The following is a 25,438-nucleotide window of genomic DNA, read 5'->3' on the forward strand; positions in this document are numbered from 1 at the left end:
AAACATTATCAGCACTGGATGTTCAGTAATGCCATGATAATGAATTGATTAAAAGGTTATGAAGCATTATGAGTAATATTATCCCGATGACTGCACGTGGTGCAGCTAATTTACGTATAGAATTAGATCAGCTTAAAACGGTTCGTCGACCTGAAATTGTGAAGTCAATTGCAGACGCGCGTGAGCACGGTGATTTAAAAGAAAATGCCGAATACCATGCTGCACGTGAAGAGCAAGGTTTCTGTGAAGGCCGTATTCAAGATATCGAAGGTAAATTGTCTAATTGCCAGATTATTGATGTGACAAAAATCGCAAATAACGGTCGTGTTATTTTTGGTTCTACAGTCGGACTTTATAATACAGAGACAGAAGAAGAGATCACTTATAATCTTGTTGGTGATGATGAAGCTAATATTAAAGAAAATCGTATTTCAATTAATTCGCCAATCGCACGTGGCTTAGTGGGTAAAAGCGTAGATGATGTGGCGTTGGTGAAGACACCGGGCGGCGCGATTGAATTTGAAATTGTATCGGTAGAATATATCTAACTATCGACACACTGGGCAAAGATGCAGACACGAATTTATGTGTACTGCGACCCAGCGTTAACGCTGGGTATAGTCGAGCTGGGATTCCTTGCCCAGCTGGATACTCACAAAGCTATTATTTCTTTGGCAGTATGATTTTCTTTTCATCACTTGTACGGTAAATAACCAGTGTGTGGCCAATACTTAGTACTTTTTCTGCGTTAGCTTCTTTAACGATAGTATCCATTACTAATGCTTTTTGGTCACGGTCTTCAGACGCAACTTTAATTTTGATTAGTTCATGATGTGCAAGCGCTAGTTCAATTTCAGCCATAACACCTTCTGTTAAGCCGTGTTGGCCTAGTAAGATGACAGGTTTTAATGAATGTGCTAAACCTTTTAGGTGTTGCTTTTGTTTGTTGCTTAATGCCATATTTTAAATTTCTTATTACTTAGGGTTGAAAAAGAGTAATTTTAGCTTCATCTTCATCTTAATACCATGCCATTATGGTAATGGTTTAAAAAAATATTATAAACAGGCTTTCAGATGACCCCGACACCGAAGAAAAAAAGTACCCAAAAGGGCAGTTCTAAGAATTGGCTTAACGAGCATCACAACGATAAATATGTTAAAGATGCGAAGAAACAAGGGTTGCGTTCACGTGCAACTTTTAAGCTTGAAGAGATCCAAGCAAGAGATAAATTATTAAAACCGGGTATGAATATTGTTGACCTTGGTGCTGCTCCTGGTGGCTGGTCACAATTTGCTGTTAAGCACCTAGGTGATAGAGGTCGTGTTATTGCTTGTGATATTTTACCGATGGATCCAATTGCAGGCGTTGAATTCTTGCAAGGTGACTTCAGAGATGAAAAAGTACTGTCGGCATTACTGGCTAAAGTAGGTGATGGCCAGATTGATGTTGTTATCTCTGATATGGCACCGAACATGAGTGGTAATATTGGTGTTGATCAACCAGCAGCAATGTATTTGGTAGAACTAGCACTGGAAATGTGTCGCGAAGTACTTAAACCAAATGGTAGTTTTGCGGTCAAAGTATTTCAAGGCGAAGGGTTTGAGCAATTCATGAAAGATGTACGTGGTATGTTTAATGTGGTCAAAACCAGAAAACCGGATTCGTCACGTGCTCGTTCACGCGAAGTCTTCATCGTTGCAACAGGTTACAAAGGTTAAATTTTTGTGGCTGGCGATAAAGAATAATATGACTACTGTTATTAAAGGATAAACCAGAGATTTGGCATCAATAAGCATTTAATTATGTTAATAAATCGTCAAGTCTTGATATATTTAATTAGACAGTAGAGAATATCAAAAGTGTTCTGCAACCTTGCATTTTAATTGTAGGGGTCACAGGATTTGAAATTTAAAATGTAAGTTGTTGTTAAACTGTCTATATTTAGAATATATTGAGTGTTTCAACTGTTTTTTTTCAGGGAACTTAAGACCCGGAGAGGCTAGATTTTGAGTGATATGGCAAAAAATCTGATTTTATGGCTGGTTATTGCAGTCGTACTAATGTCAGTATTTCAGAGTTTCGGACCAAATGATAATTCAAGTAATCAGTTAGATTACAGTTCATTTGTACAACAAGTTAGAAATAAACAGGTTAACGAAGTTAAGATCAACGGACGTACAATCCGTGGTGTTAGCCAAGGTGGTCAGAAGTTTGTTACTTTCTTACCAGCACAAGACCCACAGCTGTTAAATGACTTGTTAAACAACAACGTTAAAGTATTTGGTGAGCCTGAAGCAGAAGAAAGTTTATTGACTTCTATTTTCATCTCTTGGTTCCCAATGCTATTACTGATCGGTGTTTGGGTGTTCTTTATGCGCCAAATGCAAGGTGGCGGCGGTAAAGGCGCTATGTCATTCGGTAAAAGTAAAGCACGTCTAATGAGTGAAGACCAAATCAAAACAACATTTGCTGACGTTGCTGGTTGTGACGAAGCAAAAGAAGAAGTTGCTGAATTGGTTGAGTACTTAAAAGACCCAAGTCGCTTCCAAAAACTGGGTGGTAAGATCCCAACTGGTATTTTATTAGTTGGTTCTCCAGGTACAGGTAAAACATTACTTGCGAAAGCGATTGCCGGTGAAGCAAAAGTACCATTTTTCACTATTTCAGGTTCTGATTTCGTTGAAATGTTCGTTGGTGTTGGTGCATCTCGAGTGCGTGACATGTTTGAACAAGCGAAGAAATCATCTCCATGTATCATCTTCATTGATGAAATCGATGCGGTAGGTCGTAAGCGTGGTTCTGGTATGGGCGGTGGTCACGATGAACGTGAGCAAACGCTAAACCAAATGTTGGTTGAAATGGATGGCTTTGAAGGTAATGAAGGTGTGATTGTTATTGCTGCGACGAACCGTCCAGACGTACTTGATCCAGCATTATTACGTCCTGGTCGTTTTGACCGTCAAGTAACTGTTGGTCTACCTGATATCCGTGGTCGTGAGCAGATCTTGAAAGTGCACATGCGTAAAGTACCAATCAGCGATGACGTTGAAACAGTACTGATTGCACGTGGTACGCCAGGTTTCTCTGGTGCTGAACTTGCTAACCTAGTTAACGAAGCAGCACTATTTGCAGCACGTACCAATAAACGTACTGTATCAATGGCTGAATTTGAAAAAGCCAAAGATAAAATCTTAATGGGTGCTGAACGTAAGAGCATGGTAATGAGCGAAGAAGAGAAAACGATGACAGCGTACCACGAAGCTGGTCACGCAATCGTTGGTCGCTTAGTACCGGATCATGATCCTGTTTATAAAGTAAGTATTATTCCACGTGGCCGTGCGCTAGGTGTGACTATGTATTTACCATTGCAAGATCGTGTAAGTCATTCAAAACGTCATTTAGAAAGCATGATCTCAAGTCTTTACGGTGGTCGTATTGCTGAAGAAATTATCTTCGGTAAAGACTATGTTTCAACGGGCGCATCAAATGATATTGAACGTGCTACGGATATTTCGCGTAAAATGGTCACGCAATGGGGTCTATCTGAAAAATTAGGTCCAATGAAGTTTGCTGACGAACAAGGTGAAGTATTCCTTGGCGGCGGTGGCTCACAAGCTGCTAGCATGTCTGCTGATACGGCAAAATTGATTGATGAAGAAATTCGTTTCCTAGTTGATACTAACTATGCCCGTTCAAAACAGATCTTAACCGATAATATTGATATTTTGCATTCAATGAAAGATGCATTAATGAAATATGAAACGATTGATGCAAAACAACTTGATGACTTAATGGCGCGTGTTGAAGTTCGTGCTCCTGCAGATTGGGGCGAAAATTACGGTACGCTAGATAAAGACGCATCTAAAGAGACAAAAATTGATATTGAGAAAAAATCAAATATCGATCTTGAGAAAAAAGATGTAAAAGAAAGTGATGAAAAAGACAGTGATAAAAAAGATACAGAATAAGCATTAGCTTAGTCAGTATTACTTTATAGCTATTATTTCATGATAGAATAAACCTCGAGTCTAACTCGGGGTTTTTTTTTAGGGATAAAACGATAATGCAGTTAAACTTAACGGCTAATAGCAAGCGTGTTAAAACACTCGATCTGAGTCAACCAGTTGTCATGGGCATTCTCAATGTCACACCGGACTCGTTTTCTGATGGTGGTCAATACCATGCGTTGGAGGCTGCTTTTAAACAGGCTGAAAAGATGGTCGCAGATGGTGCTAAGATCATTGATATTGGCGGTGAGTCAACACGTCCTGGTGCGAGCGTTGTTAGTTTAGAAGAAGAACTTGCTCGTGTTATTCCGATCATTAAACGCATAGCATTACAGCTTGATGTCGTCATTTCTATCGATACCAGCAAAGCACAAGTGATGCGCGAAGCCGTTGCTGCAGGTGCTCATATTATTAATGATGTCAGAGCATTGCAGGAAGAGGGGGCATTACAAGCCGCTGCTGAACTCGCAGTACCTGTGTGCATTATGCATATGCAAGGCCAACCAATTAACATGCAAGACTCACCGTCTTATCACGATGTTACGACAGAAGTGTTGGTGTTTTTACAGCAACGTATTGACGATTGTGTTAACGCTGGAATTCGACGTGAACATATTATTCTCGACCCCGGTTTTGGTTTTGGTAAGACGTTAGAACAGAATTATCAATTATTGGCAGATACGGCCGTCTTTCACCAATTTGGTTTACCCGTACTGATTGGTGTTTCACGCAAGTCGATGATCGGTAATTTATTACAGTGTGATGAATCACAGCGTTTAGCCGGTAGCCTAGCATGTGCGAGCGCTGCTGCAACGGATGGTGCGCAAATATTACGTGTCCACGATGTCAGAGAAACTGCTGATGTTTTAGCTGTCGTGGCACAGCTTGCTAAACACCGTAATAGTAAACGCGGTTCATAAAATAGGGTGTTAGCAAGCGTAATTCAGATAATAGCAGTACATAAGTCAGATAAATTAATCAATAAATAAATAGACCGTCACTAACGGTGTACATTAAAAATAAACACGTTGAGTTGAATCTCGACGAATAATAAAAGATATTAGGGATTAAATATGTCAAGAAAGTATTTTGGTACTGATGGTATCCGCGGCCTTGTTGGTAAAGCGCCAATCACACCTGAATTTGTACTTAAATTAGGTTGGGCTGCAGGTAAAGTACTTGCACAGCATGGCACTAAAAAAGTATTGATCGGTAAAGATACGCGTATCTCGGGCTACATGCTGGAAAGTGCGCTAGAAGCTGGTCTATCTGCTGCAGGTCTTGATGCCGCGTTTATGGGCCCAATGCCAACGCCTGCTGTTGCCTATTTAACGCGTACATTCCGAGCGGAAGCGGGTATTGTGATCAGTGCATCGCATAACCCATACCATGATAACGGTATTAAATTTTTCTCAGCTGACGGTACAAAACTACCAGATTCGGTTGAATTAGCGATTGAAGCGCAGTTAGAGAAAGAGCTTACTTGTGTTGAGTCGGCGTTACTGGGTAAAGCTGTACGTATTGAAGATGCAGCTGGTCGTTATATCGAATACTGTAAAAGTACTTTTCCAACACGCGCAAGCCTCAAAGGCCTAAAGATTGTATTAGATTGTGCTCATGGTGCAACTTATCATATCGCCCCAAGTGTATTTAAAGAACTTGGCGCAGAGATTATTCCGATAGGTATTAGTCCGAATGGACTGAATATTAATGAAGGCTGTGGCGCAACAGAACCGGCGGCATTAGCTGCACGTGTCCTTGCTGAAAACGCTGATCTTGGTGTTGCTTATGATGGTGATGGCGATCGTCTGATGATGGTTGATCACACTGGTTATGTCATTGACGGCGATGAAATACTTTATATCATGGCGCGTGAAGCGCTACGCAACGGCGAGTTAAAAGGCGGTGTGGTTGGTACGTTAATGGCAAATATGGGCTTAGAAGTTGCACTTAAGTCACTGGGGATCCCGTTTGCACGTAGTGCTGTTGGTGATCGCTACGTGGTGGAAATGTTGCTTGAAAAAGGTTGGCGCATTGGTGGTGAAAACTCGGGTCATATTATTTCACTGGATCATACCACGACAGGTGACGGCATCGTATCGAGCTTACTCGTGTTAGCTGCAATGATTAACAGTGGCTTAACGTTGAAAGAATTACGTTCTGGCATGAGTAAATTCCCACAAGTGTTAGTGAATGTACGCTTTAGTGGCGATTCAGATCCATTGTTAGCTGAATCGGTACTAGCGTCAGTTAAAGAGGTTGAACAAGAACTTGCTGATCGTGGTCGTGTATTACTGCGTAAATCGGGTACAGAGCCACTTATCCGTGTGATGGTTGAGGGTGAAGATGAGGCACATGTTTTAGCGCTCGCGAATAAAATTGCTGATGCGGTAAAAGCCACGTTTTAACTAAGATTGATGGTGAATTTGAGGCTTATTAGTATACGGCAACTGGTGTTGTTTTGTGCTAAAGCCTTTTATTCATTGTTTTTTAAATAATCAGCTTGCAACTAAGGTAGAGGTTAGATAATATCGACCTCGCTTTACCACTTATCGTGATTTAGTTAGAGATTGACTGAATATCGAATTAAGTGTCCCTTACCTCGGGTAAGGATGTTCGATAAAGCTATATTAAACCTTTTGAGATTTAGGTATTAAAATGTACGAAGTTATTATTGTTATTTACTTAATTGTTGCACTTGCAATCATTGGATTCGTTCTAATGCAGCAAGGCAAAGGCGCTGATATGGGTGCTAGCTTTGGTTCTGGTGGTTCAAATACTGTATTTGGTGCTGGCGGTTCAGGTAACTTTTTAACTCGCGTTACGGCAATACTTGCTGTTGCATTTTTTGCTTTAAGCCTAGTGCTTGGTAACTTATCAACGCAATCTAAAACTGATTTGATCTTAGATGCTGAAAATCCAGCAATTACAAGTGATGTACCAGTAGCGCCAGTAAGCAACAGCGACGTACCTCAATAAAACTTAAGCTCGGCGAATTTAATTATTAGTCAGCTTTAGGTATTATGCAGTAAGAATTAAGTTATATATATGTCACCTCAAATTGATGATGTAACTTAAACAGAAGACAGAATAAATTTAGTATTGCGCGGATGTGGCGGAATTGGTAGACGCGCCAGCTTGAGGGGCTGGTGACTTAGGTCGTGGGGGTTCAAGTCCCCCCATCCGCACCACTAAATTTATTAATAAATATTAAAAGCTGATTCATCATGAATCGGCTTTTTTTGTTTTAGTTGTTCACGTTTTCATTGAACGCCGTTGTGATGGTGTAATTAGTGTGTGTGAACAAATAATTACTCGCGATTTAGAGCTATTGATTACCGCCACGTATCCGATTCACTATTAAAGTGAATTTGGCCTTGCTTATTGCTATTGCAATAGCCTATAATCAGCGCAGTAAGAACATTGTCGCGGGATGGAGCAGTCTGGTAGCTCGTCGGGCTCATAACCCGAAGGTCGTAGGTTCAAATCCTGCTCCCGCAACCATTTCTTATACCTGTTGATAGGGCTAGTCAACAGTGTGCAAATAGCATTACTTAAATTTATTTTTATCTCGGTAAATGTAATTTACGTAATTCTATTGGCTTCTTGTTTATTATTTATTTAATAAGCACCACGCAAGTGGATTACAAGGTCTAGTAGTAAGAAGCCTCGCCTTATAGTCGGGGCTTTTTTATTTTTTAAATTACGGGCATATGCCCTTTTTTCGTTTTTTAGGGGGTTGTTTTGGCGAGTTTAGAACAAACACTAACTGAATTGTTAGAACCAACAGTTGAAATGTTAGGTTTTGAACTTATTGGTATTGAGTTTACACGAGCGGGTAAACACTCGACATTACTTGTTTATATCGATCATGAAAACGGTATTTTCGTTGATGATTGCTCGAAAGTAAGTCACCAACTTAGCGCTATCATGGATGTAGAAGATCCAATCAGTACAGAGTACTTCTTAGAAGTCTCTTCACCTGGTATGGAACGTCCATTGTTTAAAGCATCACATTACGAAGAGTACTGTGGTTCTGAAATTAAAGCATTGTTACGTATGGCTGTTAATGGTCGTCGTAAATTAAAAGGCGTAATCAAAAGTGTTGACGGTGATATGATCACTGTAACAATTGATGGCAAAGACGAAGTCTTAGCACACGCAAATATTCAAAAAGCAAATATAGTTCCAAAATTTGACTAACGAGGCGTCCAGGAATGAATAAAGAAATTCTGTTAGTTGTTGATGCAGTTTCTAACGAGAAAGCACTACCTCGTGAGAAAATTTTCGAAGCAATGGAAATTGCATTAGCGACAGCAACTAAAAAAAGATATGAAGGCGAAATTGAAGTTCGTGTTGAAATTGACCGTAAAACTGGTAATTTTGAAACGTTCCGTCGCTGGCTTGTAATCGATGATAAAGGTGAGCCGTTAGAAAACCCTTTCTCTGAAATTACTCTGGACGCAGCTAAATTTGATGATGAAACCATCGAAGTTGGCGGTTTCATTGAAGATACAATTGAATCAGTTGTTTTTGACCGTGTAACTACGCAAACAGCGAAACAAGTTATCATTCAAAAAGTACGTGAAGCAGAGCGTGATTTAATCGTTCAGCAATATGCTAAACATGAAGGTGAGTTAATCACTGGTTTAGTTAAACGTGCTAACCGTGAAACTGTAGTGCTTGATCTGGGTAACAATGCTGAAGCAGTAATGTTTAAAGATGAAATGCTACCACGTGAATCATTCCGTACTGGCGACCGTATTAAAGGTTTACTGAAAGAAGTAAAACCTGAAGCGCGTGGCACACAGCTATTTATTAGCCGTGCTTGTAACGAAATGCTAATCGAATTGTTCCGCGTAGAAGTGCCAGAATTCAACGAAGAGATGCTTGAACTTAAAGCCGCTGCTCGTGATCCTGGTTCGCGTGCTAAAATCGCGGTTAAATCTAACGACAAACGTATCGATCCTGTTGGTGCTTGTGTTGGTATGCGTGGCGCACGTGTACAAGCTGTATCAAGTGAACTAAACGGTGAACGTGTTGATATTATCCTTTGGGATGATAACCCAGCGCAGTTTGTTATCAACGCAATGGCACCTGCTGAAGTTGCTTCTATTATTGTTGACGAAGATCAACACTCAATGGATATTGCTGTTGAACAAGACAACCTAGCACAAGCAATTGGCCGTAACGGTCAAAACGTTCGTCTAGCTTCACAACTGACTGGTTGGGAACTAAACGTAATGACAGTTGCTGATGCCAAAGAAAAGCATCAAAAAGAAAATGACCGTTTGTTGAATATCTTCACTGATAAATTAGATATCGATGACGATATGGCTGAATTACTGATCGGCGAAGGTTTCTCTTCATTAGAAGAAATCGCGTATGTACCAGTTAATGAATTCCTACAAATCGATGGTTTTGATGAAGATCTAGTTGATGAATTACGTTCACGTGCTAAAAATGCACTAACGACATCTGCACTTGCTGCAGAAGAATCACTAGAAGGTGCAGAACCAAGTGCGGATCTACTCGCACTTGAAGGCTTAGAAAAGCACCTGGCTTATGTATTTGCAAGCATCGGAGTAACAACTCTGGAAGAGCTAGCTGAACAAGGCATCGACGATTTAAGCGAAATTGAAGAGTTAACGGATGAACGTGCTGGTGAACTAATTATGGCTGCGCGTAATATCTGTTGGTTCAGTGATAGCGAATAATAACGCGAAGAGAGGGATCGAATTACATGGCAGATGTATCAATTACAAAATTGGCCGAGGATATCGGTACGACTGTTGATCGCCTAGTACAACAATTCTCTGATGCTGGTATAGCAAAAGCGAACGATAGTACGGTAAATGAAGGTGAAAAGCAGACACTACTTGTACACTTAAGTGAACAACATGGTAGTGATACGGCTGAGCCTAGTCGCTTAACATTGCAACGCAAAACCAAAAGCACGCTTAGCGTAGCAAGCGGTGGCGGCAAGCAGAAATCAGTAGCAGTAGAAGTACGTAAAAAACGTACTTACGTAAAACGTACTGCCGCTGAAGATGAAGCGACATTAGCAGAAGAAAAAGCTACAACTGAAGCCGCTGAACAAGCAGCCGAAGTAGCAGCTAAAGCAGCTGAATTAAAAGCACAAGTAGACGCAGAAGCAAAATTAAAAGCTGACGCAGAAGCAAAAGTAAAACGTGATGCTACCGAAAAAGCAAAACGTGAAACGCAACAAAAAACTACAAAATCAAAAGAGGCAGATGATATGGCGAAGCGCGAAGCGGAAGCGTTGAAGCAGAAGCAAGAGCAGGAAGCCACTCGTAAAGCTGAGCTGGAAGCTCAACAAAAAGCTGAAGAAGCACGTAAATTAGCAGAAGAAAACTCTGGCCGTTGGGCTGCAGAAGAAGCTGAACGTGCAAAAACAGATAAATCGGCAGATTACCACGTAACAACATCTACGCATGCACAAGCTGCAGAAGATGATGCTGATGCACAGGCGCAAAAAGGTGATCGTAAGAAGAAAGCTGTAGCGCCAGTAGTTGAAGCGGCAAAACCTGCACCAAAAGGTAAAGGCAAAGCACGTAAAGCGAAAGGCCGTAAACCTGATAACCGTTATAGCCGTCATCAAGGTAAATCAGTTAACGCACCTGAAGGTATGCAACAAGGTTTCAACAAGCCTGTTGCTAAAGTTGAACGTGATGTTCGTATCGGTGAGACGATCAGTGTTAGCGAATTAGCACAAAAAATGGCAATCAAAGCGACTGAAATCATCAAATATATGATGAAGCAGGGTTCTATGGTTACTATTAACCAAGTACTTGACCAAGAAACTGCACAACTTGTTGCAGAAGACATGGGTCATAAAGTTATTTTGGTTAAAGAAAATGCTTTAGAAGAAGCTATTTTAGCTGACGCACAAGGTGAAGGCGAGCAAGTTAAAGTAACGCGTGCTCCTGTTGTTACTATCATGGGTCACGTTGATCACGGTAAAACATCACTACTAGATTATATCCGTCGCGCTAAAGTTGCTGATGGTGAAGCCGGTGGTATTACACAGCACATTGGTGCTTATCACGTTGAAACAGAAAACGGCATGGTGTCTTTCCTTGATACTCCTGGACACGCGGCGTTTACGTCTATGCGTGCTCGTGGTGCTCAAGCGACAGATATTGTTGTACTTGTTGTTGCAGCTGATGATGGTGTTATGCCACAAACAATCGAAGCTATCCATCATGCGAAAGCGGCTGATGTGCCTCTTATTATCGCAGTGAACAAGATGGATAAAGAAGGTGCTGATACAGACCGCGTTAAGAGCGAACTAGCTCAACACAACGTTATGCCAGAAGACTGGGGCGGCGAAAACATGTTTGTTTATGTTTCTGCTAAAGCCGGTACTGGTGTTGATGAACTACTTGAAGCTATCTTATTACAAGCTGACGTATTAGAACTAGAAGCGGTTGCTACTGGTCCTGCTGCGGGTGTTGTTATTGAATCACGTCTTGATAAAGGCCGTGGTCCAGTTGCAACTGTACTTGTACAACAAGGTGAACTTAAGCAAGGCGATATCGTTCTTTGTGGTCTAGAATATGGCCGTGTTCGTGCAATGCGCGATGAGAATGGTAAGCCAATCGAATCTGCTGGTCCTTCTATTCCTGTAGAGATCTTAGGTCTTTCTGGTGTACCTCGTGCAGGTGACGAAGCGACAGTAGTTCGTGATGAGAAGAAAGCACGTGAAGTTGCGCTTTACCGTCAAGGTAAATTCCGTGATGTGAAACTTGCTCGTCAACAGAAATCTAAACTTGATAACATGTTTGCGAACATGGAAGCGGGCGAAGTTTCTGAGCTTAACATCGTACTTAAAGCCGATGTTCAAGGTTCACTTGAAGCACTTTGCGAGTCACTTGTTAAACTTTCAACTGACGAAGTTAAAGTTGCTATCATCACGCGTGGCGTTGGTGGTATTACTGAAACTGACGTAACACTTGCTGCTGCATCAAACGCTATCGTACTTGGTTTCAACGTACGTGCTGACGCAAAAGCACGTGAAGTTGTTAACAACGAAAGTGTTGATTTACGTTACTACAGCGTTATCTATGACTTGATTGATGAAGTTAGACAAGCGATGAGCGGTCTACTTGCTCCTGAGTTCCGTCAAGAAATCATTGGTCTTGCTGAAGTTCGTGATGTATTCAAATCACCTAAAATCGGTTCTATTGCTGGTTGTATGGTTACTGAAGGTATCATCAAACGTAGCGCTCCAATCCGTGTACTACGTGAAAATATCGTTATTTACGAAGGCGAACTTGAATCTCTACGTCGCTTTAAAGATGACGTACAAGACGTTCGTATGGGTATTGAATGTGGTATCGGCGTTAAGAACTATAACGACGTACGCGTTGGTGACCAAATCGAAGTATTCGAAACTGTTGAAATTAAACGTACTCTGTAACGGTTAATAGCTCGGTTCGATTAAAATAACTTTATGGGGGCCTTCGGTCCCCATTTTCCTTTAGAGGAATTTAAAAATGGCAAAAGAATTCAGTCGTTCTCGTCGTGTTGCACAGCAACTACAACAAGAAATCGCACGTATTTTACAACGTGAAGTAAAAGATCCACGTGTTGGCATGGTAACAGTATCAAGTATTGATCTGTCTCGTGACCTTTCTTACGCAAAAGTATATGTTACGTTTTTCAACATCGATAACGATGAAGAACGTATCAAAGACGGTATCGCGGCACTAGACACTGCAAGTGGTTATATCCGCTCGTTAGTTGGTAGTGCAATGAAGTTACGTATCGTGCCTGAACTACGTTTTATCTATGACAACACACTTGTTGAAGGTATGCGTCTTTCAAGCTTAGTAACTGAAGTTCGTGCTAAAGATAAAAAACTGCAAGACGATTATGGTACGACAGCAGATGAAGACTCTTCTGAAGGAGAGTCTTAGTCATGTCTCCACGTCGTCGTCGCTGGAAAGGCCGTGATGTGCATGGTGTATTCTTGTTGGATAAACCAACTGGAATTAGTTCAAACGATGCCTTACAGCGTGTTAAGAAAATTTTCTTTGCTGCGAAAGCGGGTCATACCGGTGCTTTAGATCCATTAGCGACTGGTATGTTGCCATTGTGCTTTGGTGAAGCAACGAAGTTTTCTCAGTTTTTACTTGAGTCAGACAAGCGTTACATCGTAACTGCAAAGCTGGGTGAACGTACGGATACATCAGATTCGCATGGCGAGATAGTGCAAACACGACCAGTAAGCGTAAGCGATGCTGAGTTATTGATTGCACTTGATACTTTCCGTGGTGATACTGAACAAGTACCATCAATGTTCTCGGCATTAAAGCATGAAGGCAAGCCTTTGTACTGGTATGCGCGTCAAGGTATCTTTATTGATCGTCCAGCACGTCCAATTTCAGTATTTGAACTTAAATTATTAAGTTTTGATAACGATGAAGTTAACCTAGAGATTCACGTGAGTAAGGGTACTTATATCCGTACTATCGTTGATGATCTTGGCGAGCTATTGGGCTGCGGCGCACACGTAAGCATGCTACGTCGTATTGGTGTTAGTGCTTACCCTGCAGAACGTATGATCACGTTCGAGCAACTGGAAGAGATTGTTGAGCAAGCAAATGTTGACGGTGTTGAGCCGAAAGAGTTGCTTGATCCATTATTGATGCCACTTGATTCTGCAGTAAGTCATTTACCTGAAGCGAACATGAGTGCAGAGAGTGGTGATTTTATATTACACGGCCAGCCCGTCGTAATACCGAATACGCCAGCATCTGGCCTCGTGCGCATGACGGTTGGTGAAGACCGCGTCTTTATTGGCGTTGGTGCGATGGACGACCAAGGTCGTGTTGCACCAAAACGTGTAGTTAACTATGAAACACAGGCTCGTGAGCCGCAATAATTCGATGTTTAGATTATTGCACTAGTGGATTAGTAAAAGGCATTGTTACCCAGGTAATAGTGCCTTTTTTATACGCCTTTTTTGGCCTGTAATTTGTTTCGCTATTGAACGTTAAAAATGATTGCAGGAGCTACCCTAGATCTGTATACTCCGCGGTTCTTCTTATAGCTGAACGAGTGGTCGGCTATAAGCAACTTATCTATATTGGAGACTCCACTATGTCATTAAGCGCTGAAGCTAAATCAGTAATCGTTGCAGATTTCGCACGTCAAGAAGGCGACACAGGTTCAACTGAAGTTCAAGTTGCACTACTAACTGCACAAATTAACCACCTTCAAGGTCACTTCAAGAAGCACATCCACGATCACCATAGTCGTCGTGGTCTATTACGTATGGTTGCTAGCCGTCGTAAACTTCTTGACTACCTAAAACGTACTGAAAACGTACGTTATGCAGATCTTATTGCACGTCTAGGTCTACGTCGTTAATCGACGATTAATTTGACGTCTACGGACAACAAATTATAAGAAAGGAGCCAATTTGGCTCCTTTTTGCTTTTTAATTTCCCTTCAAACGCCCCTATTACACGTTATTTTCGAACTTATTTCACTATTTCCAATACTTACATTGCCCTTTAATTTTTTTATGCCGTATACTTAGCGACGAAATTAAAGAGACATTAAAGATTAAGGACAAAGAGTGAATCCTATCGTAAAATCGTTTAAGTATGGTCAACATACAGTTACATTAGAAACAGGTGTTATTGCACGTCAAGCAACAGCAGCTGTAATGGCAAGCATCGGTGATACTTCTGTTTTAGTAAGTGTTGTTGGTAAAAAACACGCTGAAGCTGGTCGTGATTTCTTCCCGCTAACAGTGAATTACCAAGAACGTACTTACGCTGCAGGTAAGATCCCTGGTGGCTTCTTTAAACGTGAAGGCCGTCCAAGTGAAGGCGAGACATTAACATGTCGCCTAATCGACCGTCCAATCCGTCCACTATTTCCTGCTGGCTTCAAAAATGAAGTTCAAGTAGTAGCTACTGTTGTATCTGTTAACCCTGAAATTCAACCTGATTTGGTTGCATTAATCGGTGTTTCAGCTGCATTAAGTATCTCTGGTATGCCGTTCAATGGCCCAATTGGTGCTGCACGTATCGGTTTCCAGAATGACGAATACATTCTTAACCCATCAACATCTGAGTTAGCAGAAAGCCAACTAGACCTTGTTGTTGCCGGTACTGAAAATGCAGTATTGATGGTTGAATCTGAAGCTGAAATTCTTAGCGAAGAGCAAATGCTTGGCGCGGTTGTTTATGGCCACGAGCAAATGCAAGTTGTTGTTGAAGCAATTAAAGAATTTGCAGCAGAAGTTAATACTCCTAAATGGGAATGGTCTGCACCAACTGTAAATGAAGAAGTTAAAGCTAAAATTGCTGAACTTGCTTCTGAAGACGTTGCTGCTGCTTACCAAATCCAAGAAAAAGCTGAACGTTACGCTAAAATGGGCGAAATTAAAGCTGCAGTTATCGCTAAATTATTAGCAGAAAACGCAGATTTAAATGTACGTGAAGCGGGCGACTTACTTGGCGCTTTAGAAAAGAACATCGTACGTAATCGTATTCTTGATGGCGAACCACGTATTGATGGTCGTGATCCAGAAATGATCCGTGCATTAAGCGTAATGACTGGCGTTCTACCTCGTACACACGGTAGCTCACTATTCACACGTGGCGAAACACAAGCGTTAGTAACTGCAACATTAGGTACTGAACGTGATGCACAACGTATCGACAGCCTAACTGGCGAAACGATTGACCGTTTCCTAATGCATTATAACTTCCCTCCTTACTGTGTTGGTGAAACTGGTATGGTTGGTTCGCCTAAACGTCGTGAGATTGGTCACGGTCGTCTAGCGAAACGTGGTGTTTTAGCGGTTATGCCTACGGCAGATGAATTCCCGTACACAGTACGTGTTGTATCTGAAATTACTGAATCTAACGGTTCAAGCTCAATGGCTTCTGTATGTGGTACTTCGTTAGCACTTATGGATGCTGGTGTGCCGATCAAGGCTTCTGTTGCGGGTATCGCAATGGGTCTAGTACTTGACGGCGACCGTAGCGTAGTTCTTTCAGACATTCTTGGTGATGAAGATCACTTAGGTGACATGGACTTTAAAGTTGCTGGTTCAACTGCTGGTATCACTGCACTACAGATGGATATCAAAATTGAAGGTATCACTAAAGACATCATGCAGAAAGCGCTTGTACAAGCAAAAGCTGCACGTCTACACATCTTAAGTGTGATGGATCAAGCTATCGCAACTAACCGTGATGATGTATCTGAATTCGCACCGCGTATTCATACAATCAAAATCAGCACGGATAAGATCAAAGACATCATCGGTAAAGGCGGCGCAACAATCCGTGCCCTTACTGAAGAAACTGGTACTACGATCGAAATCGAAGATGATGGTACAGTGAAAATTGCAGCGACAAGTGGCGAACAGGCACAAGCAGCAATCGAACGTATTCACCAACTAACAGCTGAAGTTGAAGTTGGTCAAATCTACGAAGGTAAAGTTGTACGTCTAGCTGACTTCGGCGCATTTGTTAACATCTTACCTGGTAAAGATGGCTTAGTTCATATCTCGCAAATTACGCAAGAACGTGTGAACAAAGTTGCAGATCACCTGTCTGTAGAACAAGTAGTTAAAGTTAAAGTTCTAGAAGTAGACCGTCAAGGTCGTATCCGTCTAAGTATTAAAGAAGCAATGGACGCTCCAGCAGCATCTATTGAGCAACCAGTTAGCGAATAACTTGTTGTTAATTTAGATTGATTATTTTAAGGAGCGTTGATACGCTCCTTTTTTGTATCTGTAAAATAATAAGTGGTTTAATTATGAAAAGATGTCTTAGTTTATTGATTGTTACAGCCTTACTTTCTGGTTGTAGTTCATTGTCGGGGTCTTTTTCAACTGATGACCGCACGCCTTCCGAATTAATTCTCGCAGAACCTCTCCAAGTTAATTACCAAACCGAAATTATGTTGATGCGTTATAGTCAGCTAATTCTTGATGCCAAAGATGATCGTAGTCGTCAAGCTCGCTATTTTTATGAACGTGGTTTACTGGCTGACAGCATGGGTTTACGCTCACTGGCACACGCTGACTTCCAACGCTCATTAACATTGCAGCCTGATTTTGTACCGGCTTATAATTTTATTGGTCTGTATATGACCCAAACCGAGCAGTTTGATGAAGCATTCGATGCTTATGATTCAATTGCGCAGTTAGACCCAGAAAATAATTATGTCTTCCTCAACCGGGGTATCGCGCTGTATTATGGCGAACGTTATGGTTTAGCGATTGATGATCTTGTTAGTGCCTACAATGAAGCGCCTAACGACCCGTTTAGAACGTTATGGTTATATTACCCAGAATACCAAGTTAATGCTGAAGAGGCGTTAAAATCAGTTCAAGCGCGTTATAACCAACATATTGATGACGTTTGGTCATGGAATATTGTTTCGCTCTATACCCAAGCGATTAGTGAAACTGAATTATTGGCTAAGTTACTTGATGGTTTAGATAAAAATGCCCCAAATTATAACGAAATATTAGCGCATCGTTTAACGGAAACTTACTTTTATCTTGGTAAATATAAAGCGTTAATGAATGATGATAGTGCGGCAGAAAGCTATTTTAAATTAGCGTTAAGCAATAATGTCTATGAGTTTATCGAGCATGGTTACGCCCGTTTAGAATTGAGTCGTTTAGCTGCTAAATAACAAAAGCTGACCCCCTCCCAACCTCCCCCTTACTCTTAACTACAAAATAAGGGGGAGGAGCAAGTTCGCAGTTTCCTGCTTGGAATCAGGCGGATTAGCTAGGGTAGGGTTACGTATTTACTGTATCGAATCCGGCGATTTGGTGCCAATAGCCATTACATTCGCGATCGAGTTGTAAGTCGAACTTAACATTATCTTCCGCCGCTTGTTTAAATTGCCCAAGTGTTGTGAATGCTGAATCACCTAACGGACTCACGCGCACCACATCGACTAAATCCTGCATACTTGCCACATCATTTAATAAATTATATTTATAACCGGACATAGTTTGAATGCCATTAATGGTAAATAACTCTTTATCATCTTGGCTATACACTGGTTTGCCATTGGCATGATTGATACAACACAGTTCGCAATCATCTTTGGCTTTGTTTTCTGAACGTGCGGTAAAACAGCGAGCAGAGTAGGCTAGCGGTAAATGCCCATGAGCAAACACTTCGATTTCAAATTGATCGCGGATATTAAGTATTCTGCTGTCTTCTTGCAACTGCACTAACCAATCTCGTGATAATTCGACAGGCATTACCCAACGCTGCATGCCTTTGTTAACGAGTATCTGTAATACTTGCGCGTTATACACATTTAACGCATGGCCACAGACAAACGGGGTTTTGGCTTCGGCCAATAAATTAATCGCACCGAAGTCATTCGCTTCAACAATAAAATCACCGTTTTCACAGTATTTTCGCAATATGTTCACTTCTGATGGCGCTTCTAATAACGCCATGGTTGAGATCACCACTTGCTTACCGGAATCGGCAATTTCTTTAGCTAGCCCTAACCAGTCTTTCGGTTTCAGTTCACGGCGCTTGCTGCAAACGGTTTCACCAAGATAAATAATATCGGCATCTGAGTTAACCGCTGCTGCATAAAAATCTTCGACTTGTTGTTTTGGCCAATAATATAAGATTGGGCCTAATGCGTATTTCATAATTATTCTCGCGGCTATTTGCCAATATAAGTTACAGGTTACTGCCAATCTCGGTGATAAGCGCCTAATGTTGTACTGGTGCCTTCAGAAAGCTGATCAAGTTGCTTGTTCCATGCAGCTTCAACTTGATATTGCGCTGGATCTTGACGGTAACGATCAAGGGCAGCGCGCCATACTTTGGTCACTTGTTCGGTATAGGCTGGGCTACGTTGACGACCTTCAATTTTCACCGCGGCAATATTGGCTTGTGCTAGTTCCGGTATTAATGCCAGCGTGTTTAAGCTAGTTGGCTCTTCCAGTGCGTGGAATACTTTACCGTCTACGTTAAAGCGGCCTTTACAGAGTGTTGGGTAACCGGTCTTTTCTTCTGGTTGGTAACGGTCGATAAGCACGCCGTTTAATCGAGACTCTAAACCTTGCTCTGTTTCTTCCCAGCGGACAAATTTTGCTGGCGAACAGGCGCCAACGGTATTCGGTGATTCACCGGTTAAATACGAGGATAAGTAGCAACGGCCTTCCGCCATGATACACAAGCTACCAAACGCAAAGACTTCTAATTCAACATCGGTATTACGCGCTAATTGCTTTACTTGATGAATCGACAGTACCCGCGGTAATACCACCCGACTGATATTAAAATTATTGGTATAGAAGTTAATGGCTTCGACATTGGTTGCTGAAGCTTGCACCGATAAATGCAATTCTAAATCGGGGTATTTTTTGGTGGCGTAATCAAGTACTGCCACATCGGAAATAATCGCGGCATCGACGCCCATATCAGCACAACGATCAACAGCACGTTCCCAGCGCTCTAATTTACCAGGATGGGCAAACGTATTGATCGCGACGTGTAAGTGACGATCGTGACTGCGAATATAATCGACGGCTTTATCGAGTTTCTTATCGGTAAAGTTTAATCCGGCAAAATGGCGGGCGTTAGTATCGTCTTTAAAACCGATATAAACCGCATCCGCGCCATTGTCGACAGCGGTTTTTAGAGCCGGTAAATTACCAGCAGGGCAGAGTAATTCCATTGTGATAATATCTTGAACGATGAATATTGGTAAAAATTGTAAGGTATCCGGGTTTTATTGGGTTTGATTTAGGGCAGGATTATCTGAGTTAATCTACTTTAAATTGACTTTGCTTAGGATATTGTCGCCATTGGCGCGCTAAAATAGTTTTTTTATTCAAGGACCATACCCTGATGTTACATGCTCTACACCGTAAGTTGGTACATACTGTACCTGGATTATTAGCGATTCCAGCTAAAGTATTGCCTTTTTCATTGCAAGAGAAAGTACTATCACAGGTGCTCAATAGCGTATTCGCAGAAGCACTCGCAGATGATGAGTTTGAGTTTCTTGAGCAAAAATGGTTACAGGTTGAAATTACCGATTTAGGGATTAACTGGTTTATTAGTTGTACAGACAATAAGTTGGTTATAGCCCCAAGAGCTGCCTCGACTGATGTCAGCTTTAAAGGTAACTTAAATGAATTAGTGTTAATTACCGCGCGTAAAGAAGATCCCGATACATTATTTTTTCAACGTCGTTTAAAAATTGAAGGCGATACCGAACTCGGTCTGGAAGTAAAAAACATGCTGGATAGTTTTGATCTGGATGAACTACCAAAAGCGGTGACGACATTATTATCTTATGTTGCTGAGTTTATTCAGCAAGGTTTAGCTGAGCCAGAATTAAGCAGTACCGTAAAAGGTAAGGCAACAGCAACAGCCTAAGCGCGATTGAACCGCGTTATGCTCCTTGCTAATCTAAAATCTATATAGCCTACTTTGTTATTTAGCCCCATCCTGATGGGGCGAAGTGGGTATGCGCTTCATACTTATTCTTCCCTGCCTATTATTTAGCATCATGCCTTTGTATGGTTATAGTATTGCATTGCGCGATTGCTATAGATCTTATAGACGAGCCCTCATATCATCGCTAGCTTAATGTAAATGTCATATGGATATGAGCCTTACTTAATCGTGAGTGTCTTTCATGCAAGGAGCATAAGGTGAGACTAGTTGTTATTAGTGGTAGTACCCGAAATAGGTCGACAACCATCAAGGTTGCACAGTCTGTATTACAATTAGCCCAGCAGTCCCAATTGTTTAGCAAAGTTAATTTATTGGATTTTGTTAAAGTGGCTTTACCTATTTGGGATAAAGCGTTAAAAAATGAAATTGCCGGTTGGCAGGATGAATGGCGTGCAACCGCAGAATTAATGCGCCTCGCAGATGCGATTATTATTGTCAGTCCAGAATGGGAAGAAGAAAGTCTAGATAATTTCTATGCCTTTTGTGAAAATGACAATTTAGCCTTATTACCCAGTGTGGTATTACGCGTTGGTAGTAATTGCCGTGGCGCTTATTCACCCACAGATCTGTCGATGGCTAATTTTAGTAAAAATCGCACTTGCTTGATCCTGGAACATTTTATTGTCGCGACTATTGATTCTGTGAATCACTGCAAAGAAACATATTATCCATTTGAAACCCCATTAGTAGAACGTATACTGGCTAATTTAGGCTTGATGAAGCAGTTGGTTGATAATGGTGGTCTATTATCGTCAACAAGGTTACATCTCGCCTAGTTTGCTCTAGGTTCGCTGAGGTGTTGGATGTCATCAAAATTTCCCCAATTTGTAACGAAGCATTTAATCATACGAGTCGCAACGGCGAGTGATGCTGAAATGCTGCGAGAGTATTATGTCAGTAATCAGGCTCATTTAGCCCCTTGGGAGCCGATACGCAGTGAAGCTTATTATACGTTACGTTGGTGGCGACTTCGCATCAACCAGATCCATAGCGAATTTGATGAGGCCAGTGCGGTGAGTTTTATTGCCATGACGCCGGATAAATCTGCAATTGTTGCGGTTGCTAATTTTAGTAATATTATTCAAGGTGTGTTTAAGTCCTGCTATTTAGGGTATTCAATTTCTAAGACCTATGAAGGGCAGGGGTTGATGATTGAGTTTTTGCAAAGCTGCTTAGGGTTTATGTTTGAAAATGTTGGGCTGAATCGGGTGATGGCTAACTATATTCCGGTGAATGAACGCAGTGGCGCGTTATTACAGCGACTCGGTTTTGAACGTGAAGGCTACGCTCGAAAATACCTTAGGATTGCTGGAAGCTGGCAAGATCATGTATTAACGGCATTATTAAAAGAAGATTGGCTAGCGCAACAACGCTGAGTAAGGTGTCATATTAATCGTTAAGCATGATATGCACGATTAATATAAAAATGGCGAGCTATAGGCTCGCCATTTTACTATTTAAATTACTATTCAAATTGCGATGTGATGCCAAACAACGATTAGCGTGCTGCTTTTGTCGCTTCTTGGATCATGACAAATTTTTCCCACAATGTTTCCTCTTTTTCTACATAATCCGGATCGGTAATAATGCAGTTAATCGGGCAAACAGTCTTACAGGTCGGTTTCTCATAATGACCTATGCATTCAGTGCATAACAGCGGGTCGATTTCATAAATTTTTGCACCAAAAGTGATCGCGCCATTCGGACATTCCGGATCGCACATGTCACAGTTAATACACTTATCATTAATTAATAATGCCATAAGGTTATTTCTTCTTTCCTAATGGATTATTTATGCGGGTTACGAGTATCTTCACTATTGGCAAAGTTACGCATAAGTAGCGCATGGTCGAGTTTAACTTCTGCTGGCACTGGTAAATAAACGATGTGACCAGAACCTGGAGCCACGTCCATTGCTTCACCTTTACGGTTTTCTAATTCATCAAGCTTGAAGGTCATGTTGCCTTGTGGTGTCATTAATTCTAATGAATCACCTACTAAGAATTTGTTTTTCACGATAACTTCTGCAAGACCTTTGTCGTTACGACCGTTTATCTCACCAACAAATTGCTGTGTTTCACTGATTGAATAACCGTAATCGTAGTTTTGGTATGCATCGTGAGTATGACGGCTTAAGAAACCTTCGGTATAACCACGGTGTGCAAGGTGCTCTAGTGTGCCCAATAGTGATGGATCAAAGTCACGGCCTGCCACAGCATCGTTAATCGCTTGTTTGTATACTTGCGCTGTACGTGCACAGTAGTAGAACGATTTAGTACGCCCTTCAATTTTTAATGAATGTACGCCCATTTTAGTCAGACGCTCAACGTGTTGGATAGCACGTAGGTCTTTTGAGTTCATGATGTAAGTACCATGCTCATCTTCAAATGCTGGCATGTATTCGTTTGGACGACCCTGTTCTTGCAATAAGAATATTTGGTCAGTCGGTTTGCCTACGCCTAATGTAGGTTCTGCAGCTTCTGGCGTATAGATTTCTGGGCTTGTTGCAACAATATCGCCAGTTTCATTTTCAGTCGCTTCATGTGCATCGTATTTCCAACGGCATGAGTTAGTGCATGAACCTTGGTTTGGATCGCGTTTATTGATGTAACCAGACAATAGGCAACGGCCAGAGTAAGCCATGCATAATGCGCCGTGTACAAATACTTCGATTTCCATGTCAGGGCAATGGAAACGGATGTCTTCAATTTCATCCAGTGATAATTCACGCGATAAGATCACACGCTTAATACCTTGGGTATACCAGAATTTCACGGTTGCCCAGTTTACAGCGTTTGCTTGTACTGACAGGTGAATAACCATATCAGGAAACGCTTCACGTACCATCATGATAAGACCTGGATCAGACATGATGATCGCATCAGGTTTCATCGCGATGATTGGCGTTAAATCACGGATGAAGGTTTTTAATTTTGAGTTATGAGGTTGGATATTACAAACCACATAGAATTGCTTACCAAGCGCGTGCGCTTCATTGATACCAATTTCTAGGTTTTCTAAGCTAAATTCATTGTTACGAACACGTAGGCTATAGCGTGGTTGGCCAGCGTAAACAGCATCAGCACCGTAAGCAAAAGCATAGCGCATGTTCTTTAAAGAACCGGCAGGGGAAAGTAATTCTGGAGTAAACATGTCAACCTCAATAATTGTCTGAGTTCAAGTCAGGGAATGCCCTTCGGACACCAAGGTTCGCGATTCTACGTGTTGGTTGGTATTTTGGTGTTGATCTAGATCAGGTTTTAATCGAAGAGTCTTGGCTGGATTAGGGGATTATTTAGTGCAGATACAAAAAAGCTCAGAACCAGTCTGAGCTTTTTATTTCGTCATTTTTGTAATCTGGATTTAGAAAATAATCATCAAACCAGGTAGTGCGAAGAAAGCACCGATTACATAACCAAAGGCGATGAATTTGTTTTCAGTACCTTGGCGTGCTAATGATTCTGCACACTTGATTGGAATCTCACGTAAGAACGGGATACCGTAGATAAGTGCTACTGCGAATACGTTGAACATAACGTGTACCAGTGCAATAGTCATTGCTAGCTGCGCTGTATCACCACTGATTGATGTTGCTGCAAGTAATGCGGTAATCGTTGTACCAATGTTCGCACCCAGTGTGAATGGGAAGATTTGACGTGTAGTAAATACACCGCTACCCGCTAGTGGAATCATTAGACTTGTTGTCGTTGATGATGATTGTACCATCACAGTAACTGCTGTACCCGATAAGATACCGCTTACTGGACCACGACCGATTGCACCGTGTAATACTGCTTTAGCACGACCAACCATTACCGATTTCAATACTTTACCTAGGAAGGTAACTGAGAAACCAATCATGAAGATACCGATGAACACCATGATTAGACCAGCTGTATTACTTTCTACAGGTAATGAACCAGCAAGTTCTTTAATTTGGTTTACCGCAGGTTTTGTTAACGGTTTAATAAAGTTGAATTCTTTAATACTTAAGCTGCTATCCGAAACAAAGAAGTCTGCTAGGAAAGTGGCCATTTTCTCAAGGATACCGAATGCAATTTCCAATGGTAGGAAGATAGCAACGGCGAGTAAGTTAAAGAAGTCATGTACTGTTGCTGCACTAAATGCACGCTCAAACTCTTTCTTGTCACGGATATGACCCATGCTCACGAAAGTGTTGGTAATTGTAGTACCCATGTTCGCACCCATCACCATCGGGATTGCGATTGAGAGTGGTAAACCACCGGCTACTAGGCCAACGATTACTGATGTTACTGTACTTGAAGATTGTACTAACGCTGTTACTAGGATACCTAATAATAAAGCGACAAATGGGTTAGTTGCGAAAGCGAAAATTTGTTCTGCACCAGCGCTACCACCGGAGAACATTTTGAAGCCTCCACTGACTGTAGATACTGCTACCAATACGAAGTATACCAATGCGGCTACACTTACCCAGCTGAATACTTTTCTCATTGTGCTTGGGTTCAATTCAATTGCTTCGTTGTTGTTTTTCATCTCTAGGTACCGTTTTATCCGTCGCTCTTGACAGATTTGCTTCAGTTAGTTGACGAGAAGGATTAAAACAAAGTTGTGTGACAGTAATATGACAGTGATTTCTTAATGTCATAAATATTTCGCAATCATATTTAAGCTGCTGTTTTTATATGGTTATTAATTAATAATTATTTTCAATGTTTGTTGTTGATCGTTAGCTCTTGTCGCTTTAATTGGTTGTTTTCGGCGCTTTTAGGCATTTAAAATAGCAATTGTGACAGCGTTGTCATGTTCATTGTGCGGTAATAAGACGGCGAGAAGGTATAAAATGAGGTGCTAATGCCAAAGGTGATGCACTGCTTAAAGCAAGATCGACATACTGTAGATAGTAGATAGTAGATAGTAGATAGTAGATAGTAGAT

23 protein-coding genes and 2 tRNA genes are annotated in these 25,438 nt (G+C 41.4%); 19 read left to right on the forward strand and 6 right to left on the reverse strand.

All coding sequences use genetic code 11. From position 1 onward, the window contains the following. The first annotated feature begins 68 nt into the window (after positions 1-68). The gene (greA, locus tag A923_RS0107955; protein ID WP_017221139.1) at positions 69-548 is read left to right on the forward strand and encodes a transcription elongation factor GreA; all 480 of its coding nucleotides are present in this window, start codon (positions 69-71) and stop codon (positions 546-548) included. A 115-nt stretch (positions 549-663) separates the two neighbouring features. Here greA and yhbY read toward each other — a convergent pair whose 3' ends face one another. After that, positions 664-960, reverse strand: a complete 297-nt coding sequence (gene yhbY, locus A923_RS0107960; protein ID WP_017221140.1) for a ribosome assembly RNA-binding protein YhbY — start codon at positions 958-960, stop codon at positions 664-666. 114 nt (positions 961-1,074) lie between these two features. On the opposite strand from yhbY, the gene rlmE reads away from it, so the two are divergent. From rlmE to nlpI, 15 genes are all read left to right on the forward strand, one after another. Beyond that, positions 1,075-1,719, forward strand: coding sequence for a 23S rRNA (uridine(2552)-2'-O)-methyltransferase RlmE (rlmE, locus tag A923_RS0107965; RefSeq protein ID WP_017221141.1), 645 nt, complete (start codon positions 1,075-1,077; stop codon positions 1,717-1,719). A 297-nt stretch (positions 1,720-2,016) separates the two neighbouring features. Then, positions 2,017-3,969, forward strand: a complete 1,953-nt coding sequence (gene ftsH, locus A923_RS22115) for an ATP-dependent zinc metalloprotease FtsH (protein WP_017221142.1) — start codon at positions 2,017-2,019, stop codon at positions 3,967-3,969. A gap of 95 nt (positions 3,970-4,064) precedes the next feature. Next, complete coding sequence (gene folP, locus A923_RS0107975; RefSeq protein ID WP_017221143.1) at positions 4,065-4,928, forward strand: dihydropteroate synthase; 864 nt, start codon at positions 4,065-4,067, stop codon at positions 4,926-4,928. 153 nt (positions 4,929-5,081) lie between these two features. Then, positions 5,082-6,416: a phosphoglucosamine mutase gene (glmM, locus tag A923_RS0107980; protein ID WP_017221144.1), complete on the forward strand. Its 1,335-nt coding sequence runs from the start codon at positions 5,082-5,084 to the stop codon at positions 6,414-6,416. 250 nt (positions 6,417-6,666) lie between these two features. Further along, the gene (gene secG / locus A923_RS0107985) at positions 6,667-6,987 is read left to right on the forward strand and encodes a preprotein translocase subunit SecG (RefSeq protein WP_017221145.1); all 321 of its coding nucleotides are present in this window, start codon (positions 6,667-6,669) and stop codon (positions 6,985-6,987) included. Positions 6,988-7,114: 127 nt separating this feature from the next. Then, positions 7,115-7,199 (forward strand) — tRNA-Leu (locus tag A923_RS0107990). Between the two features lie 236 nt (positions 7,200-7,435). Then, positions 7,436-7,512: transfer RNA gene (locus A923_RS0107995), tRNA-Met, on the forward strand. Positions 7,513-7,752: 240 nt separating this feature from the next. Further along, positions 7,753-8,211 (forward strand): ribosome maturation factor RimP, encoded by a 459-nt coding sequence (gene rimP, locus A923_RS0108000; RefSeq protein ID WP_017221146.1) that lies wholly within the window; start codon positions 7,753-7,755, stop codon positions 8,209-8,211. A 14-nt stretch (positions 8,212-8,225) separates the two neighbouring features. Continuing rightward, complete coding sequence (gene nusA / locus A923_RS0108005; RefSeq protein ID WP_017221147.1) at positions 8,226-9,725, forward strand: transcription termination factor NusA; 1,500 nt, start codon at positions 8,226-8,228, stop codon at positions 9,723-9,725. A 26-nt stretch (positions 9,726-9,751) separates the two neighbouring features. Continuing rightward, positions 9,752-12,451, forward strand: a complete 2,700-nt coding sequence (gene infB / locus A923_RS0108010) for a translation initiation factor IF-2 (protein WP_017221148.1) — start codon at positions 9,752-9,754, stop codon at positions 12,449-12,451. A 76-nt stretch (positions 12,452-12,527) separates the two neighbouring features. After that, on the forward strand, positions 12,528-12,950 hold the full coding sequence (gene rbfA / locus A923_RS0108015; RefSeq protein ID WP_017221149.1) for a 30S ribosome-binding factor RbfA: 423 nt from the start codon (positions 12,528-12,530) through the stop codon (positions 12,948-12,950). Positions 12,951-12,952: 2 nt separating this feature from the next. After that, entirely contained in the window at positions 12,953-13,918 is a 966-nt protein-coding gene (truB, locus tag A923_RS0108020) for a tRNA pseudouridine(55) synthase TruB (RefSeq protein WP_017221150.1), read from the forward strand. 218 nt (positions 13,919-14,136) lie between these two features. Then, positions 14,137-14,406: a 30S ribosomal protein S15 gene (rpsO, locus tag A923_RS0108025; protein WP_017221151.1), complete on the forward strand. Its 270-nt coding sequence runs from the start codon at positions 14,137-14,139 to the stop codon at positions 14,404-14,406. Between the two features lie 211 nt (positions 14,407-14,617). Next, the gene (gene pnp, locus A923_RS0108030; protein ID WP_017221152.1) at positions 14,618-16,735 is read left to right on the forward strand and encodes a polyribonucleotide nucleotidyltransferase; all 2,118 of its coding nucleotides are present in this window, start codon (positions 14,618-14,620) and stop codon (positions 16,733-16,735) included. Positions 16,736-16,818: 83 nt separating this feature from the next. Next, positions 16,819-17,706 carry a lipoprotein NlpI gene (nlpI, locus tag A923_RS0108035; protein WP_017221153.1) on the forward strand — a complete coding sequence of 296 codons (888 nt, stop codon included), beginning with the start codon at positions 16,819-16,821 and terminating at the stop codon, positions 17,704-17,706. A 109-nt stretch (positions 17,707-17,815) separates the two neighbouring features. On the opposite strand, the gene A923_RS0108040 is transcribed toward nlpI, so the two are convergent. Together A923_RS0108040 and ubiU are read right to left on the reverse strand one after the other, a co-directional pair. Beyond that, complete coding sequence (locus tag A923_RS0108040) at positions 17,816-18,697, reverse strand: U32 family peptidase (protein ID WP_017221154.1); 882 nt, start codon at positions 18,695-18,697, stop codon at positions 17,816-17,818. Positions 18,698-18,735: 38 nt separating this feature from the next. Beyond that, positions 18,736-19,731 (reverse strand): ubiquinone anaerobic biosynthesis protein UbiU, encoded by a 996-nt coding sequence (gene ubiU / locus A923_RS0108045; protein WP_017221155.1) that lies wholly within the window; start codon positions 19,729-19,731, stop codon positions 18,736-18,738. A gap of 173 nt (positions 19,732-19,904) precedes the next feature. On the opposite strand from ubiU, the gene ubiT reads away from it, so the two are divergent. The 3 genes from ubiT to rimJ all read left to right on the forward strand — a co-directional run bounded on the left by ubiT (position 19,905) and on the right by rimJ (position 21,895). After that, positions 19,905-20,438 (forward strand): ubiquinone anaerobic biosynthesis accessory factor UbiT, encoded by a 534-nt coding sequence (gene ubiT, locus A923_RS0108050; RefSeq protein ID WP_017221156.1) that lies wholly within the window; start codon positions 19,905-19,907, stop codon positions 20,436-20,438. 278 nt (positions 20,439-20,716) lie between these two features. Beyond that, positions 20,717-21,295 carry an NADPH-dependent FMN reductase gene (locus A923_RS0108055; protein WP_017221157.1) on the forward strand — a complete coding sequence of 193 codons (579 nt, stop codon included), beginning with the start codon at positions 20,717-20,719 and terminating at the stop codon, positions 21,293-21,295. 27 nt (positions 21,296-21,322) lie between these two features. After that, positions 21,323-21,895: a ribosomal protein S5-alanine N-acetyltransferase gene (rimJ, locus tag A923_RS0108060; protein WP_017221158.1), complete on the forward strand. Its 573-nt coding sequence runs from the start codon at positions 21,323-21,325 to the stop codon at positions 21,893-21,895. A gap of 122 nt (positions 21,896-22,017) precedes the next feature. On the opposite strand, the gene A923_RS0108065 is transcribed toward rimJ, so the two are convergent. From A923_RS0108065 to A923_RS0108075, 3 genes are all read right to left on the reverse strand, one after another. Next, the gene (locus A923_RS0108065; RefSeq protein ID WP_017221159.1) at positions 22,018-22,281 is read right to left on the reverse strand and encodes a YfhL family 4Fe-4S dicluster ferredoxin; all 264 of its coding nucleotides are present in this window, start codon (positions 22,279-22,281) and stop codon (positions 22,018-22,020) included. 26 nt (positions 22,282-22,307) lie between these two features. Beyond that, a complete protein-coding gene (gene trhP / locus A923_RS0108070; protein WP_017221160.1) occupies positions 22,308-23,672 on the reverse strand; it encodes a prephenate-dependent tRNA uridine(34) hydroxylase TrhP in 1,365 nt (454 codons plus the stop codon). A gap of 210 nt (positions 23,673-23,882) precedes the next feature. Then, on the reverse strand, positions 23,883-25,037 hold the full coding sequence (locus tag A923_RS0108075) for a Na/Pi symporter (RefSeq protein WP_017221161.1): 1,155 nt from the start codon (positions 25,035-25,037) through the stop codon (positions 23,883-23,885). Between the last annotated feature and the right edge of the window lie 401 nt (positions 25,038-25,438).

The sequence above is a fragment of the Moritella dasanensis ArB 0140 genome (assembly GCF_000276805.1).
In the GTDB taxonomy this organism is placed as follows: domain Bacteria; phylum Pseudomonadota; class Gammaproteobacteria; order Enterobacterales; family Moritellaceae; genus Moritella; species Moritella dasanensis.

What these genes read in the sequence shown, in the direction of transcription:
- ubiU (WP_017221155.1), bottom strand. Translation starts at nt 19,731, where the DNA reads ATGGAATTACTCTGCCCTGCTGGTAATTTACCGGCTCTAAAAACCGCT.
- folP (WP_017221143.1), top strand. Translation starts at nt 4,065, where the DNA reads ATGCAGTTAAACTTAACGGCTAATAGCAAGCGTGTTAAAACACTCGAT.
- trhP (WP_017221160.1), bottom strand. Translation starts at nt 23,672, where the DNA reads ATGTTTACTCCAGAATTACTTTCCCCTGCCGGTTCTTTAAAGAACATG.
- A923_RS0108065 (WP_017221159.1), bottom strand. Translation starts at nt 22,281, where the DNA reads ATGGCATTATTAATTAATGATAAGTGTATTAACTGTGACATGTGCGAT.
- yhbY (WP_017221140.1), bottom strand. Translation starts at nt 960, where the DNA reads ATGGCATTAAGCAACAAACAAAAGCAACACCTAAAAGGTTTAGCACAT.
- rpsO (WP_017221151.1), top strand. Translation starts at nt 14,137, where the DNA reads ATGTCATTAAGCGCTGAAGCTAAATCAGTAATCGTTGCAGATTTCGCA.
- truB (WP_017221150.1), top strand. Translation starts at nt 12,953, where the DNA reads ATGTCTCCACGTCGTCGTCGCTGGAAAGGCCGTGATGTGCATGGTGTA.
- glmM (WP_017221144.1), top strand. Translation starts at nt 5,082, where the DNA reads ATGTCAAGAAAGTATTTTGGTACTGATGGTATCCGCGGCCTTGTTGGT.
- nusA (WP_017221147.1), top strand. Translation starts at nt 8,226, where the DNA reads ATGAATAAAGAAATTCTGTTAGTTGTTGATGCAGTTTCTAACGAGAAA.
- A923_RS0108075 (WP_017221161.1), bottom strand. Translation starts at nt 25,037, where the DNA reads ATGAAAAACAACAACGAAGCAATTGAATTGAACCCAAGCACAATGAGA.
- ubiT (WP_017221156.1), top strand. Translation starts at nt 19,905, where the DNA reads ATGTTACATGCTCTACACCGTAAGTTGGTACATACTGTACCTGGATTA.
- ftsH (WP_017221142.1), top strand. Translation starts at nt 2,017, where the DNA reads ATGGCAAAAAATCTGATTTTATGGCTGGTTATTGCAGTCGTACTAATG.
- rbfA (WP_017221149.1), top strand. Translation starts at nt 12,528, where the DNA reads ATGGCAAAAGAATTCAGTCGTTCTCGTCGTGTTGCACAGCAACTACAA.
- infB (WP_017221148.1), top strand. Translation starts at nt 9,752, where the DNA reads ATGGCAGATGTATCAATTACAAAATTGGCCGAGGATATCGGTACGACT.
- A923_RS0108040 (WP_017221154.1), bottom strand. Translation starts at nt 18,697, where the DNA reads ATGAAATACGCATTAGGCCCAATCTTATATTATTGGCCAAAACAACAA.
- greA (WP_017221139.1), top strand. Translation starts at nt 69, where the DNA reads ATGAGTAATATTATCCCGATGACTGCACGTGGTGCAGCTAATTTACGT.
- rlmE (WP_017221141.1), top strand. Translation starts at nt 1,075, where the DNA reads ATGACCCCGACACCGAAGAAAAAAAGTACCCAAAAGGGCAGTTCTAAG.
- secG (WP_017221145.1), top strand. Translation starts at nt 6,667, where the DNA reads ATGTACGAAGTTATTATTGTTATTTACTTAATTGTTGCACTTGCAATC.
- rimJ (WP_017221158.1), top strand. Translation starts at nt 21,323, where the DNA reads ATGTCATCAAAATTTCCCCAATTTGTAACGAAGCATTTAATCATACGA.
- nlpI (WP_017221153.1), top strand. Translation starts at nt 16,819, where the DNA reads ATGAAAAGATGTCTTAGTTTATTGATTGTTACAGCCTTACTTTCTGGT.